This is a genomic window from Roseateles noduli (genome assembly GCF_050626985.1).
GTDB lineage: Bacteria > Pseudomonadota > Gammaproteobacteria > Burkholderiales > Burkholderiaceae_C > Roseateles > Roseateles noduli_A.
The window spans coordinates 3966094-3979777 of sequence record NZ_CP192463.1 but is presented as its reverse complement, the minus strand read 5'-3'; the positions used below and the strand labels follow the sequence as shown (position 1 = coordinate 3979777).

General features: G+C 67.7%; 13 protein-coding genes. 2 read left to right on the top strand and 11 right to left on the bottom strand.

Going from position 1 to position 13684, the window contains the following annotated elements; all coding sequences use genetic code 11:
* Positions 1 to 75 precede the first annotated feature (75 nt).
* Both ACQ4L4_RS17405 and ACQ4L4_RS17400 read left to right on the top strand, forming a co-directional pair.
* The gene (locus tag ACQ4L4_RS17405; protein WP_377160204.1) at positions 76 to 1248 is read left to right on the top strand and encodes a ribonucleotide-diphosphate reductase subunit beta; all 1173 of its coding nucleotides are present in this window, start codon (positions 76 to 78) and stop codon (positions 1246 to 1248) included.
* Positions 1249 to 1467: 219 nt separating this feature from the next.
* The gene (locus ACQ4L4_RS17400) at positions 1468 to 2073 is read left to right on the top strand and encodes a histone (protein ID WP_377160206.1); all 606 of its coding nucleotides are present in this window, start codon (positions 1468 to 1470) and stop codon (positions 2071 to 2073) included.
* A 150-nt stretch (positions 2074 to 2223) separates the two neighbouring features.
* Here ACQ4L4_RS17400 and ACQ4L4_RS17395 read toward each other — a convergent pair whose 3' ends face one another.
* From ACQ4L4_RS17395 to ACQ4L4_RS17345, 11 genes are all read right to left on the bottom strand, one after another.
* Complete coding sequence (locus ACQ4L4_RS17395) at positions 2224 to 3744, bottom strand: zinc-ribbon and DUF3426 domain-containing protein (RefSeq protein WP_431100174.1); 1521 nt, start codon at positions 3742 to 3744, stop codon at positions 2224 to 2226.
* Positions 3745 to 3931: 187 nt separating this feature from the next.
* Positions 3932 to 4828, bottom strand: coding sequence for a 50S ribosomal protein L11 methyltransferase (prmA, locus tag ACQ4L4_RS17390; RefSeq protein ID WP_431104962.1), 897 nt, complete (start codon positions 4826 to 4828; stop codon positions 3932 to 3934).
* Positions 4829 to 5059: 231 nt separating this feature from the next.
* Positions 5060 to 6409: an acetyl-CoA carboxylase biotin carboxylase subunit gene (gene accC / locus ACQ4L4_RS17385; protein ID WP_297532228.1), complete on the bottom strand. Its 1350-nt coding sequence runs from the start codon at positions 6407 to 6409 to the stop codon at positions 5060 to 5062.
* 122 nt (positions 6410 to 6531) lie between these two features.
* Positions 6532 to 6999, bottom strand: coding sequence for an acetyl-CoA carboxylase biotin carboxyl carrier protein (accB, locus tag ACQ4L4_RS17380; protein ID WP_431100173.1), 468 nt, complete (start codon positions 6997 to 6999; stop codon positions 6532 to 6534).
* Positions 7000 to 7085: 86 nt separating this feature from the next.
* Positions 7086 to 7538: a type II 3-dehydroquinate dehydratase gene (gene aroQ, locus ACQ4L4_RS17375; protein ID WP_377160213.1), complete on the bottom strand. Its 453-nt coding sequence runs from the start codon at positions 7536 to 7538 to the stop codon at positions 7086 to 7088.
* A 167-nt stretch (positions 7539 to 7705) separates the two neighbouring features.
* Positions 7706 to 8248: a TlpA family protein disulfide reductase gene (locus tag ACQ4L4_RS17370; protein WP_431100172.1), complete on the bottom strand. Its 543-nt coding sequence runs from the start codon at positions 8246 to 8248 to the stop codon at positions 7706 to 7708.
* Positions 8249 to 8272: 24 nt separating this feature from the next.
* The gene (locus ACQ4L4_RS17365) at positions 8273 to 8869 is read right to left on the bottom strand and encodes a hypothetical protein (RefSeq protein ID WP_431100171.1); all 597 of its coding nucleotides are present in this window, start codon (positions 8867 to 8869) and stop codon (positions 8273 to 8275) included.
* A gap of 62 nt (positions 8870 to 8931) precedes the next feature.
* Positions 8932 to 9678 carry a transglycosylase domain-containing protein gene (locus ACQ4L4_RS17360; RefSeq protein ID WP_431100170.1) on the bottom strand — a complete coding sequence of 249 codons (747 nt, stop codon included), beginning with the start codon at positions 9676 to 9678 and terminating at the stop codon, positions 8932 to 8934.
* An 11-nt stretch (positions 9679 to 9689) separates the two neighbouring features.
* The gene (aroE, locus tag ACQ4L4_RS17355) at positions 9690 to 10625 is read right to left on the bottom strand and encodes a shikimate dehydrogenase (protein WP_431100169.1); all 936 of its coding nucleotides are present in this window, start codon (positions 10623 to 10625) and stop codon (positions 9690 to 9692) included.
* Positions 10626 to 10664: 39 nt separating this feature from the next.
* Positions 10665 to 11522: an energy transducer TonB gene (locus tag ACQ4L4_RS17350; protein WP_431100168.1), complete on the bottom strand. Its 858-nt coding sequence runs from the start codon at positions 11520 to 11522 to the stop codon at positions 10665 to 10667.
* Positions 11523 to 11537: 15 nt separating this feature from the next.
* The gene (locus ACQ4L4_RS17345) at positions 11538 to 13598 is read right to left on the bottom strand and encodes a ribonuclease catalytic domain-containing protein (RefSeq protein WP_431100167.1); all 2061 of its coding nucleotides are present in this window, start codon (positions 13596 to 13598) and stop codon (positions 11538 to 11540) included.
* Positions 13599 to 13684 lie beyond the last annotated feature (86 nt).

Here is a 13684-nt window from a genome sequence, read left to right as displayed (position 1 = left end):
AGCGGCGTCAAAGTCAAGAAGTCCTTTGTGTTTGAACACAACACTCCGATAATCCGCGACCATAGGAAGACCACCATGCTGGTTTGGGAAGAAGACCGTAAATCCTCGAGCAACGCGCCGCAGTCGGGCGCATCGATCCACGCAGCGACGCCCGCCGTCGCGCGTGATGCCGCCACCGCCGCGGCTGGCTCGGTGTCCTCTTCTGAATCGACGACCAGCACCGCGAGCGAGCGCCGCGTGAACGTCGCCGACAAGCGCATCATCAACGGCCAGACCGACGTCAACCAGCTGGTGCCGTTCAAGTACAAGTGGGCGTGGGAGAAGTACCTCGCCACCTGCGCGAACCACTGGATGCCGCAGGAAGTGAACATGTCGCGCGACATCGCGTTGTGGAAGGACCCGAACGGTCTGACCGACGACGAGCGCCGCCTGATCAAGCGCAACCTCGGCTTCTTCGTCACCGCCGACTCGCTGGCCGCCAACAACATCGTGCTGGGCACCTACCGCCACATCACGGCACCCGAAGCCCGCCAGTTCCTGCTGCGCCAGGCCTTCGAGGAAGCGATCCACACGCACGCGTACCAGTACATCGTCGAGTCGCTGGGCCTGGACGAGAGCGAGATCTTCAACGCCTATCACGAGGTGAAGTCGATCCGCGACAAGGACGAATTCCTGATCCCGTTCATCGACGCGATCATGGATCCCAACTTCGTCACCGGCACGCCGGAGAACGACCAGACGCTGCTGAAGTCGCTGATCGTCTTCGCCTGCCTGATGGAAGGCCTGTTCTTCTACGTCGGCTTCACGCAGATCCTGGCGCTGGGTCGCCAGAACAAGATGACCGGCGCGGCTGAGCAGTACCAGTACATCCTGCGCGACGAGTCGATGCACTGCAACTTCGGCATCGACCTGATCAACCAGATCAAGCTCGAGAACCCGCACCTGTGGACGCCTGAATTCCGCGCGGAGATCAAGGCGCTGTTCCAGAAGGCCGTGGAGCTCGAGTACCGCTACGCCGAGGACACCATGCCGCGCGGCGTGCTGGGTCTGAACGCGGCCATGTTCAAGGGCTACCTGCGCTACATCGCGAATCGCCGTGCGACGCAGATCGGCCTGGAGCCGCTCTTCCCGAACGAGGAAAACCCGTTCCCGTGGATGAGCGAAATGATTGACCTGAAGAAGGAACGCAACTTCTTCGAGACGAGAGTGATCGAATACCAATCGGGCGGCGCCCTGTCCTGGGACTGAGTTCCAGGCGGAGCGACCTCCGAGCATTGTTTGTTGAAGAAGAGATCAAGCTTGGCGATGCACTTTGAGACCGACGCAGAAGCGGCTCGAGCGCATCGCACCCCGATTCACCGCACCGCGGATCGCAACTCCCGCGAGTCGTGGGCGGTGAATACCTGCACCGGCATCAACCGGTTGATGACGGGCAGGGCTATTTCCACTTGATCAAGGAGAACTGAAATGGCAACTGCGAAGAAGGCCGCTCCGGCCAAGAAGTCGGCTCCGGCCAAGAAGGCCGCCGTGAAGAAGGCTCCGGCCGCGAAGAAGGCCGCTCCGGCCAAGAAGGCTCCGGCCGCCAAGAAGGCCGCTCCGGCCAAGAAGGCTGCGCCGGCGAAGAAGGTCGCTGCGGCGAAGAAGGCTGCTCCGGCAAAGAAGGCCGCTCCGGCGAAGAAGGCTGCTGCCGCGAAGAAGGCGGCTCCGGCGAAGAAGGTTGCAGCGAAGAAGGCTGCACCGGCCAAGAAGGTCGCTGCCGCCAAGAAGGCTGCACCGGCCAAGAAGGTCGCCGCCGCCAAGAAGCCCCCGATCAAGGCCAAGGCTGCGAAGCCCGCCGCGAAGAAGGCTGCTGCTCCGGCGAAGAAGGCCGCTGCTCCGAAGAAGGCTGCTCCGAAGGCCGCCGCCAAGCCTGCTGCGAAGCCGGCCGCCAAGAAGGCTGCTGCTCCGAAGAAGGCTGCCGCCAAGCCTGCCGCTGCCCCTGCCGCGAAGCCTGCCGCTGCTCCGGCGCCTGCCGCGAAGACCGCGCTGAGCCCGCAAGCCGCGTGGCCCTTCCCGACCGGCAACAAGCCCTGAGCTTGAACGATGACCGGGCCTTCGGGTCCGGTCCTCTCCCGAAACCCGGCTCACGCCGGGTTTTTTCTTTTGGGCTCCCCACAAGGACTCCGCAAAAGCGAAGGGCGCCGGAGGCGCCCTGGGAGGAAGGAGGCGGGGCCTGCGACGCGCTCAGGGATAGAACAGCTCGACGGAATAGCCGCTGATCTTCTGCGTGCCGCTGTCGAAGACCAGCTGCAGCTGCTGGTCCGCGCCCCCGGGCAGCGCGGTGCGCCCGGCCTGCATCTCCGTCGGCGACAGCATCCGGCGCACGACGAGCACGCCGCTCGCGTCGGTGAGGCTCAGGTCCACCCACGGCTGCGCGACTTCCCAGTTGCTGCGATTGCGCAGGCTGATGCTGAAGCGGTAGTGGTTGCCGGCGCCGGCCGGATTGAGGCTGCTGCTCTCGACGCTGAGGGCCTCGATCTGCTGCCAGGGCTTGATCTCCTGGCCCATCGCCTGCGCGACGGAGGCCAGCATTGGTTTGGCGTCCGGGTACTGCGCGGCGATCGCTTCGCGCGCATGCCACAGCAACTGGCCCATCAGTCCGAGCGCCAGCACCGTGGCCGTGCCGCCGAGGGCGATGCGCACGCCGGGACGGCTCCAGCGGCGTGCCGCTTCAGCCTGGCGCATGAAGCTCGGCAGCTGATCCGGCATCACGCTCGGCGAGCCCTGCGCGGAAGCCGCGTCGGCCATTGCCGCGCGGGCGGCCATCAACTCGGACTCGGCGGCGAGCACCGTCATCGTCGTCTCAGGGCTCTCCGTCGTCGTGCGCTCGCTCCGACGTCTGAACAGCGACCACCCGCGACGCGGTTTGGCGGGTTTCTTCGTCGCTTGCCTTGCCGCTTCCTTGGCGGCCTTTCTCGCCGCGATCTTGGCCGACTTCGCAGCGCGCTTGGCGTCGGTGATCGCGTCCTCGTCCGCCGCCATCATCGAAGAGCTCGGCTCGAGCGACGGCTCCTGGCCTGGCGACAGCTCGCCCGCGCGCAACTGCGCCGCGGTCGCGGGACTCAGCGCGAGCGTCACGTCCGGACGCTCGTCGTCGTCGATCATTGGCGGCGGCAGCTCGTCCTCTTCGAAGCGCATGCCCTTCGGTTCGGGGAGATCCTCGCGGGGATCGGGAGCGGCCGGCGCTTCGAGGAAGGGCTCGCGGCGCGCCTCGAACGAAGGCTCGTCGAAGCGCGATGTCGACGCTTGGAAGCGTGCGTCGACGACGTCATCCGTCGGCTCCTCGTCGGGCATGCGACGCGGCGGTGCGAAGGGGTTCAGCGATTCGTCGTCGGCGGCCATCCAGCCGCTGTCGCGCGGCGCTTGATGGTGGGACGGCGGCTCCGGTGCGAAGACCGGCGCGGGCGGTGGCGGCAAGGGCGCGGGCCGGCTCGGTGCGAAGTCGCTGGGGTGGGGTGCGTAAGCCGGCGGAGGCGGCGTGGGAGCGGGCGGAGACGGGCGACGCTCGATCGGCGCGGGCTCGGCCGGCGCGCTCAGCGGCGGCCAGGGCGGCGGGCTGTCGCGCTCGAGGTCGAACAACTGCTCGCGCGCGTCGAACACCTCGGCGCAACGGCCGCAGCGGACCCAGCCCTCGGAGACGCGCAGCTGGTCCTGCACCACCCGGAAGATGGTGCCGCAGGTCGTGCAGCGGGTCGCGAGATTCATGGACGCGATGATGCCACGAAGCAGGGTCAGTCCTTGCCGCGAACACCCCCAGATTGACACTCGGTCACCGGGTGGGCGAAGGCGGAGAACCGGCTGTTCATCGGGGCTGGCGGGCGGTGGGTCGGCGGTGGATGCGGCGGCGGCGGATGGGTCGGCGGTGGGGCGGCAGGGTGCCGGGTTGCCGTCGTCAGGCCGCGCGTCGCGCGGTCATCAGGATCCAGCCGTCCTCGCTGTCCGCGACCTCGAGCTGCACATGCGGCGCGTAGGCCGCCTTCAACTCATCGGCCTGGCGCTCGAGGATGCCGGCCAGCACCAGGTGCGCGCCGGGGCGCAGGTGGTTGCACAGCAGCGGCGCCAGCAGCTTCAGCGGCGTCGCCAGGATGTTGGCGAGCACGACCGGGTACTCGCCCCGGGCGGCGTCCGGCATCGCGGCATTCAGCGTCACGCCGTTGTCCTTGGCGTTCTGCGTCGAGGCGATCAACGCGGCCGGGTCGATGTCGACGGCGTCGATGGCCTTCGCGCCGAACAGGCCGGCGGCGATCGCGAGGATCCCCGAGCCGCAGCCGTAGTCGAGCACGCGGTCCCAGCCGGCCGCCTCGACGCCGTGGCGCGCGATCCAGCGCAGGCACATGCGCGTCGTCGGATGCGTGCCGGTGCCGAAGGCCAGGCCCGGGTCCAGCCGCATCACCTGCTTCGCCTGCGCGGGCGCTTCGTGCCAGGACGGCACGATCCAGAACTCCGGCGTGATCTCGACCGGCGCGAACTGCGACTGCGTCAGCCGGACCCAGTCCTGCTGCGCGATGGTCTGGATCGATTGGACGTGCACGTCCTCCGCCCAGTCCTGCGCGAGCAGCAGCGTCGCGGCCTCGGTCGCCTCCTCTTCGGTGGCGAACAGTGCCTTCACGACCGAACGATCCCAACCCGCGCGCGGCGCAGGCATGCCGGGTTCGCCGAACAGCGCGCGTTCGGCGGGCGTGTCGGCGTCGGCGTCCTCGACCGACACGGCCAGCGACTCCACCTCCATCAGCGCGTCGCTGACGGTCTCGACGTCCTCTTCGCGGCAGATGAGCACGAGCTCGTGCAGCAGGGGATCGTTGGCGTGGTCTTCGCTCATGGCGGCTCCGGGACTTCGATGGACTTCTGAAATGGAGAAGCCCTCAAGGCGGACTCGCGTCCACGCCTGAGGGCCCTGGTATTGTCGCTCAACGATCCGTGCCAGCTTCGCTTGGGTGTGGACCCAGCGGAGCCCGTGGAACTGGCTTTGCCAGGCCACCGGGCTCGCCCCTTGAGGGGCCGGCGAAGCCGGTAGGGGTGGTCAACGTTTATGCGCCGCCATCCATTGTTCGAGGTAATGGATGTCGGTGCCACCCTCGATGAACTTCGCGTCGGCCATCAGCTCGCGGTGCAGCGGGATGTTGGTCTGGATGCCTTCGATGACGGTCTCCGACAGCGCGATCCGCATGCGGGCCAGCGCCTGCTCGCGGGTGTCGCCGTGGACGATGATCTTGCCGATCATCGAGTCGTAGTTCGGCGGCACGAAGTAGTTGGTGTACGCATGCGAGTCCACGCGCACGCCAGGGCCGCCCGGCGGGTGCCACATCGTGATGCGGCCCGGCGACGGGATGAACTTGACCGGATCCTCGGCGTTGATGCGGCACTCGATCGAATGGCCGCGCATCGTGATGTTGCGCTGCGTGAAGGGCAGCTTCTCGCCAGCGGCGATGCGGATCTGCATCTGAACGATGTCGATGCCGGTCACCAGCTCGGTCACCGGGTGCTCGACCTGCACACGGGTGTTCATCTCGATGAAGTAGAACTCGCCGTCCTCGTACAGGAACTCGAAGGTGCCCGCGCCGCGGTAGCCCATCTTCTTGCACGCGGCGGAGCAGCGGTCGCCCACGCGCTCGATCAGGCGGCGCGGGATGCCGGGCGCCGGCGCTTCCTCGATGATCTTCTGGTGGCGGCGCTGCATGGAGCAGTCGCGTTCGCCCAGCCAGACGGCGTTCTTCTGCCCGTCGGCCAGCACCTGGATCTCCACGTGACGCGGATGCTCCAGGAACTTTTCCATGTAGACCTGCGGATTGCCGAAGGCCGCGGCCGCTTCGGCCTTGGTCATCTGCACCGCGTTGACCAGGGCGGCCTCGGTGTGGACGACGCGCATGCCGCGTCCGCCGCCGCCGCCGGCCGCCTTGATGATCACCGGATAGCCGATCGCGCGGGCGATGCGGACGATCTCCTTCGGGTCGTCCGGCAGGGCGCCCTCGGAGCCGGGCACGCAGGGCACGCCGGCCTTGATCATGGCCTGCTTGGCCGAGACCTTGTCGCCCATGGTCCGGATGTTCTCCGGGGTCGGGCCGATGAAGGTGAAGCCGCTGCGTTCGACGCGTTCGGCGAAGTCGGCGTTCTCGGACAGGAAGCCGTAGCCGGGGTGGATCGCCTCGGCGTCGGTGACTTCGGCCGTCGCGATGATGGCCGGCATCGACAGGTAGCTCTGCGCGGACGGCGCGGGGCCGATGCAGACGGCCTCGTCGGCCAGCTTCACGTACTTCGCGTCGCGGTCCGCCTCCGAATACACGACGACCGACTTCACGCCCAGCTCGCGACATGCGCGCTGGATGCGCAACGCAATTTCGCCTCGATTGGCGATCAGGATCTTTTTAAACATCTGCGCCTCGGCTCAACTGCGTTGCCGCGCTGCGCGCGGGCTGCGCTGTGGCTTCGCCGCAAGGCCTGCGGCCTTGTCCCCGCGATTCGCGATGAGGATCTTCTTGAACATCTCGGACCGCCTTACTCGATGACGATCAGCGACTGGCCGTATTCCACCGGCTGGCCGTTCTCGGCCAGGATCTTGACGATCGTGCCGGACTTGTCGGCCTCGATCTCGTTCATGATCTTCATCGCCTCGATGATGCAGATGGCGTCGCCTTCCTTGACCTGCTGGCCGATTTCGGCGAACGGCTTGGCATTCGGGCTGGACGCGCGGTAGAAGGTGCCGACCATCGGCGACTTCACGATGTGACCGGTCTCGACGGCCGGGGCCGGCGCGGCGACGGGCGCCGGCGCGGCGGCGGGCTGCGCGGCGACCGGCTGGGCGGCCGCCTGCGGCGCGGCTTGCATCATGGGCATGGCGGCCACGAGGGGCTGGCCATCGGACTTGACGATGCGCACCTTGCCATCGGCTTCGGTGATTTCAAGTTCAGAAATGTTCGACTCGGACACGAGGTCGATCAGGGTCTTGAGCTTGCGCAAATCCATAAGAACTCTCCAACGGGGATCGGTGATCGGTGGTGATCTTCGGTGATGTCTTCCGGTCCGCGACGGGGATCGACGGACCGCGGCGCTCAGGTGGACGAGGCTGGCCGGCTCAACTGCTGGATCGCGAACTGAAGCGCCAGCCGGTAACCGGTTGGGCCCAGGCCGCAGATCACGCCCTCCGCGAGCGCCGACAGGTAGCTGTGATGCCTGAACGGCTCGCGCTTGTGGATATTGGACAGGTGCACCTCGACGAACGGCAGCGCCACCGCCGCCAGCGCATCGCGGATCGCGACGCTGGTGTGGGTGTAGGCCGCCGGATTGATCAGGATGAAGCGCGTTCCATCGCGACCCGCCGCCTGAATGCGGTCCACCAGCGCACCTTCATGGTTGCTCTGATAGCTCTCCAGGGCTACGCCAGCTTCCTGCGCGATCTGGCGAAGATCTGTATCGATCTCCGCCAAAGTGGTCGCGCCATACACCCCAGGCTCGCGGGTGCCGAGCAGATTGAGGTTGGGGCCGTGTAGTACCAGGACTTGCATTCAGCGACCGGTCCCGCCAATTAGAGCGAAGACACTAGAAGCGTAAAAGGGTGGACTTTACGCGTTTTGAGACCAGATCCCGGCAGCAGCCCAAAAATAAAGAGCTTGACCGTCCCAGGGGTGGTCGCTATGGCCGCGGACCGCCGCTTCTAGGGGTTGACCCGGGGTCAGACTTTGCTGGCGCGCGCCATCGCACGCAGTTCCTCAAGCGTTGTCGCGCCCAGTTTGCGCCAGATCGGTTCCCCTTGGATACCGAAGGCGACGGTAAATGGCAGACCGCCCTTGGCGTTGCCCAAGGTCTTCGAGAGATCAGTGCCGGTGAATCCCGCCAGCGCCACCGGGAACTTCAGCGGGATCTTCTCCAGGAATCCGCGTACCGGCGTCGGCGCGTCGACGGCCAGACCGAGCACCTGCCAGCCCTGCGCGCTGAACTCGTCGTGGAACTGGTTGATCTCGGGCAGTTCCTTGACGCAGGGGGCGCACCACGTTGCCCAGAAATTCAGCAGCAGCGGCTTGCCGCGCAAATGCGCGGCCGGCTGGTAGGTCTGCTGATCGAGGGTGTCGAAGCTGGCATTCCAGAACGCCGCGGCTTCCGCCGACAACGGGCCGGACGGCGCGCCGCCTCCCTGGCCGCCTTGCGCCGCCTGCTTTTCATGATGCAGGGCCAGATACGTGCCCGCGCCCGCCGCCACCAGGCCGGCGGCGCCCAATCCCAGAACAGCGCGTCGTTGCATTCAGTCGTCCTTCGAATTCATCAGTTGGCGCAGCGCGCCGAGGTCGCCGCGTTCGGTTCGGCCACGGGCATCGGGCTTGAGCCCGCCGCGCAGGTCGTCATGGTCCAGGATGGTCAGGGCGATCGCGACGCGTTCGTTCAGCGCGCGACAGGGCGCGTCGAGGATCAACTGGTCCACCGTCTCGCCCTTCGCATTGCGCGACTGGCCGACGTCGAAATCGATGCCCTGATTCAGCAGCGCGATCTCCGCCGATTTGCTGTCATCGCAATACAGCTGCAGATGGATGTGGGACAGCCGCGTCGCGGTGCCGCGCCAGACGGCGCCGGTCAGGTGCGGCCGGAACTCGGCCAGCCGCTCCATCCAGACGGCGGCCAGTTCTCGCAGTGCCTGCAGTTCGGCGGGCTGGGTCTCGGCGCAGAAGATGTCCAGGTACTCGCGGACCTGGTCCTCGAGCTCATCGTTGTTGGGCAGCGCGGTGCGGGGCGGCAGCCCCAGCACCTTCAGCGCGCGGGACTTGGCGGGGCCGTATTCCAGGCCTTCCTCCACCACCAGCCGGGCGGCGGTGGCGGCAATCTCAATCGTCAGTTCGGATGTCATGGCGGTCTCCCGGCCCGGGGCGGGCGGTCCGGAGGGCGCGTGCAAGAGCGCCTGAAAAGCGGTCAGGGTACCTCGACCGCGCCCATCCGGGCCTCGATGGTGCCAGCACGGCCGAGCACGTAGGGCGAACCTGGGCGTTTCTCGAACCGCTTCGGCGCCGGCAGCATCACCGCCAGCCGGGCGGCCTGGTTCGGCCCGAGTCGGGACGCGTCGACGCGGTAGTAGTGACGCGCCGCCGCCTGGGCGCCGAACACGCCTTCGCCCCACTCGACGTTGTTCAGGTAGATCTCCAGGATGCGCTGCTTGCTGAGCATCGCCTCCAGCATCAGCGTCAGCACCAGTTCCTGACCCTTGCGCGCCAGGTTGCGCTCGGAGTTCAGGAAGAGGTTCTTCGCCAGCTGCTGCGAGATCGTCGACCCGCCGATGATCTTGGGAACGGGCGGCGGCTTGGCGGGGTTGGTCTTGGCGAGCCGCGCGGCGCGCTTGTCGGCCTGCTCCTGCGCACGCTGGTTCTTGTCCCAGGCCTTCTCGAGCGCGTCCCAGTCGACGCCGCCGTGTTCGTTGAAGCCGGCGTCCTCGCTGGCGATCACGGCGCGCTTGAGGTTGCGGCTGATGAGGGCGTCGTCGACCCACTGCTGGGACCAGAGGATCTGATGCTTCTCGCGCAGCAGCCGCATCGCTTCGGAGCGTTGGAAGGTCGTCGACTGCGGCGACACGACCGCCATCAGCGCGATGCGCGCCGCGAAGAAGAGCTGCAGGCAGAGGACGCTGACCAGCAGCATCCCGGCGAAGCGCCAGAACTGTTTCATGCCTCGAGGCCTCAGTGGGCGACCAGCCGCTGGCGGAGGTCGGCGAGCACGGTCGCGCTGTCGGGGCGCACGCCGCGCCAGAGGAGGAAGGCTTCGGCAGCCTGCTCGACCAGCATGCCCAGGCCGTCGCGCGTCGCGCCGCCGGGACCCGCTTGATCGGCCGCCCAGGTCAGGAACGGCATCGCGGACGGGCCATACATCATGTCGACGGCCAGACCGCCGCGCGCGAGCACCAACGCCTCCGGATCGGGCAACGGGAGGCCGGCGCCGCTGAGCGAGGCGCTGGTGCCATTGATCAGCACGTCGTGCCGGCCGTCGGGCGCGGCATCGTCGAGGCCCCCGGCGCTCAGGCGCACGCCGTGCTCCGCGGCCCAGGCGCGATGGCTGTCGGCGAGCGCCAGGGCCTTGTCGGCGTTGCGGTTGACGATGCGGATCTCCGCCGGTCGCCCGGTGATCAGACTGCCGAGCACGCCCGCCGACGCGCCGCCGGCGCCGATCAGCAGCACGCGCTGACCGTGCAGCGGACGCGCGGCATTGCGCTCGATGTCGGCGAGGAGACCGGCGCCGTCGGTGTTGTCGCCGAGCCAGCCGCCCGCCGATGCATCGTCGAAGCGGAAGGTGTTGACCGCGCCGGCCAGTTGCGCGCGCGGCGTCCTGCGTGCGGCCAACCGGAAGGCCTCGAACTTGAACGGCACGGTGACATTGCAGCCGCGACCGCCGGCGGCGACGAACGCACGGATCGACGCCTCGAAACCCGCGAGCGGGCAGAGCAGCCGCTCATAGACCAGCGACTGGCCGGTCTGCGCGGCGAAGGTGGCATGGATCTCGGGGGAACGGCTGTGCGCCACCGGATTGCCGGCGACCACGTAGCGGTCGACGCCGGCGCTCTCAGGGGAAGTCGGATCGGAGGCCGGGCCGGAAGTCGATGCGGATGGATCAACGCTCATGACAGTTCCATGGAAACAGGACGACCGACGTGTTGACGCTCAGGACGGTTGGGAGCTGAGCGTCGTCTCCACGCTTTCATCGCGGTTGAACCGGAAACGGAAGGTCATCACGAGGACCTCCGCGCCGCGCCGCATCTCCGACGTGAACTGCCCGAACGGCCCGCTCGCCCGCACGATGGCGACGGCGCGGCGGTCCAGCACCGCGTTGCCCGAGCCCTGGACGATCTCCGTCTCGACGACGCGACCGCGGTAGTCGACCTGGATGTTCATCGTGAGCTCGCCGTAGAGCTTGCGACCCTGGTAGCTGGGGAAGTCGCGCGTGCCGCGCGCCTCGATCCGACGACGCAACTGGTCGTAATAGAGCGCGTGGACGGTCTCGCGCGTGGCGGGGCTGACGTAGCGCTTCTTCGGCCGCGCGTTCTCGGTGTTCACGCGCTTCTCGATCTCCGCCAGCGTCTGGACCAGCTGCCGGCGGTGTTCGGCGATCTGGCGGCCCTCGGCGGTGCTTTTCTCCCGCGCGGGATCCGGCGGCGGCAGCATGGCCAACTGCCGGCGCAGCACGGTCAGCAGCTGCTCCTGTGCCTGCTGCAACTGCTGGATCTGGCTCTTCTGGAGCTCGATGCTGTCGCCGGTTTCCTCGATCGGCGAGGGCGCCAGCGGCGAGGTCGCCCGCACGTTGGCGGACATTTCGCCGCCGCCGGTCAGGTTGGCCTGCGCGAGCGCCTGGGCCTTGGACGGCGCTTCCTGGCCGCGCGCGTTGACGAGGATCACCTCGAGCGGCTCGTCCTGGAAGATCCGGTCGAACTGTTCCGGCGCGACCAGCTTCAACGTTCCCAGGCCCAGGTGCACCCCGGCCGAGGCGATCAGCGCGTAGTGCAAAAGGCTGAGCTTGGGCATCTTGAAATGGAAGGATCAGGAAGCGGCGGGCGCGGACGAGTTCGGCGCCGCGCCGTCTGCGCTCTTCGCGGTGTCGGTGCCGTCGTCGTTGACGTCGATCGCCAGCGTCAGCACGCCGCTGGGTTCCTCGTCCTCGTCGGCGCCTTCGTCGGCCTGGGCCGGTGCGGCCTCGGCGTCGAGGCGTTCGACCAGGTTGGCGTGCAGGTCCAGCGTCAGCTCATCGAGTCCGGTGATGCGCACCTTCACGTGCGCATTGCGCGGCAGGCTTTCGCAGCCGAGCGCGCGGAACACCAGCGGCAGCTCGTCGGCGCGGACCAGGCCGTCCTTCAGCACGGACGCGGTCAGTTCGGTGATGCCCTGCTGCTGCAGATACCGCAGCGTCCAGTAGCGCTCGATGCCGGACTGGAAACCGTTGTAGGCGCTGTACGCGGCGTCGAAGCCCGAGATGACCGAGAACAGCTGCGCGTCCTTCGGCTTGAACGGCGCGGCCAGCGCGGCCGTCTTGCCGTGGCGGGCGCACGCGATGATCTGCCACTGGTTCACCAGGTCGACATAACGCCGCAGCGGCGACGTCGCCCAGGTGTACTGCGCGACGCCCATGCCGGCGTGCGGCGCGGGCTTGGTGCCCATGCGGACCTTGATGCCGGGGGCGAGGCTGGCCTGGCTGCGGTAGATGCCGGGCACGCCGCACTCGGCGAGGAAGCCGCCCCAGCTGGAGTTGGCCAGGATCATCGCCTCGGCCACGATCAGGTCCAGCGCGGTGCCGCGCTTGCGCGTCGTGATGCTGACCTGCTCGGCGCCGGCGGGTTCGACCCCCTCGTTGTCGAGGCGGAAGTTGTAGTCGGGCCGGTTGAAGGTCTCGGGCTTGCCGCGCACGACCTCGCGCTTGGCCTTGAGGTCCTTGGCCAGCCGGTAGGCGAAGGCCAGTTCCGGCGCGAAGTCGTAGTCGGCCGGCGCGTCGCCGGTCAGCGTCGCGTCGGTGATGACGTCGTCGAGCTTGTCGTGGCGCAGGTTGGCCGCGATCGGCACGCGGTCGAGCCTGGTCTCACGCGCGGTGATCTCCAGCGTCGCCTCGTCCATCGTCAGGTAGATGCTGACGGCGGGGCAGTCACGGCCCTCGATCAGCGTGTAGGCCTGGACGACGTCGTCCGGCAGCATCGTCAGCTTCCAGCCCGGCATGTAGACGGTGGAGAAGCGCTCGCGGGCGACCTTGTCGACCGGCGAGTCCGGCTGGATGGCAAGACCTGGCGCGGCGATGTGCACGCCGAAGATCACCGTGCCGGTGCCCAGGCCCTGGACGGACAGCGCGTCGTCGATCTCGGTCGTGGCCGAGTCGTCGATCGAGAAGGCGCGGACCGGGGCGAGCGGCAGCGTGTCCTTGATCTCGGGCGCGGACAGCGCGGGGAAGTTCGTGCCCTTCGGGAAATGCTCGAAGAGGAAGCGCTTCCAGTGGAACTGGTAGGGGCTGGCAATCGCGCCGGCGTCCTTGAGCAGGTCCAGCGGCGCCTTGTGGCTGCGCTTGGCGGCCTCGACGACGGCCTTGTACTCCGGGCCGTTCTTGTCGGGGCGGAACAGGATCTTGTAGATCTGGTCGGCGATCGGCGCCGGGCATTGGCCCTCGGCCAGCTCGGCGGCCCACTGCTCGATCTGCGCGGCGATCTGCTTCTTGCGCTCGATGCCGAGCAGGGCGGCCTTGACGGTCTCGGCCGGCGCCTTCTTGAACTGGCCCTTGCCCATGCGGCGGAAGTAGTGCGGCGCCTCGAACAGCCGGAACAGCGCCCCAGCCTGCTGGGCCAGCGTGGACTTGGCGTCGAAGTAGTCGCGGGCGAGGTCGGCGAAACCGAACTCGCCTTCCGGCGCGAACTCCCAGGCCAGATCGAGGTCGATCTCCTCGGCCAGACGCTGTCCGTCCGCGATCAGTTCGGCCGGGGAGGGCTTGTCGAACTTGAGCAGGACATGGGCGGTCTTCACTTTGACGCGCTTTCCGGATTCGAGCTCGATCTGCATCGAGGAATCGGCTTCGGACAGGATGCGGCCGGCGAGGAATTTTCCGGCGTCTTCGAACAGGGCAAACATAGAGGGCGGATTGTCGCTGATCGTGGAGGGGGTGCCGGGTGGGTGCGTGTGGGGGGCGTGTCAATTCGTTGTCAACACGCGGTCAC

Bases quoted from the DNA above. Each gene is read 5' to 3' on its own strand.
- ACQ4L4_RS17405 (WP_377160204.1), top strand. From the start codon at position 76: ATGCTGGTTTGGGAAGAAGACCGTAAATCCTCGAGCAACGCGCCGCAG.
- ACQ4L4_RS17400 (WP_377160206.1), top strand. From the start codon at position 1,468: ATGGCAACTGCGAAGAAGGCCGCTCCGGCCAAGAAGTCGGCTCCGGCC.
- ACQ4L4_RS17395 (WP_431100174.1), bottom strand. From the start codon at position 3,744: ATGAATCTCGCGACCCGCTGCACGACCTGCGGCACCATCTTCCGGGTG.
- accC (WP_297532228.1), bottom strand. From the start codon at position 6,409: ATGTTTAAAAAGATCCTGATCGCCAATCGAGGCGAAATTGCGTTGCGC.
- accB (WP_431100173.1), bottom strand. From the start codon at position 6,999: ATGGATTTGCGCAAGCTCAAGACCCTGATCGACCTCGTGTCCGAGTCG.
- aroQ (WP_377160213.1), bottom strand. From the start codon at position 7,538: ATGCAAGTCCTGGTACTACACGGCCCCAACCTCAATCTGCTCGGCACC.
- ACQ4L4_RS17365 (WP_431100171.1), bottom strand. From the start codon at position 8,869: ATGACATCCGAACTGACGATTGAGATTGCCGCCACCGCCGCCCGGCTG.
- ACQ4L4_RS17360 (WP_431100170.1), bottom strand. From the start codon at position 9,678: ATGAAACAGTTCTGGCGCTTCGCCGGGATGCTGCTGGTCAGCGTCCTC.
- aroE (WP_431100169.1), bottom strand. From the start codon at position 10,625: ATGAGCGTTGATCCATCCGCATCGACTTCCGGCCCGGCCTCCGATCCG.
- ACQ4L4_RS17350 (WP_431100168.1), bottom strand. From the start codon at position 11,522: ATGCCCAAGCTCAGCCTTTTGCACTACGCGCTGATCGCCTCGGCCGGG.
- ACQ4L4_RS17345 (WP_431100167.1), bottom strand. From the start codon at position 13,598: ATGTTTGCCCTGTTCGAAGACGCCGGAAAATTCCTCGCCGGCCGCATC.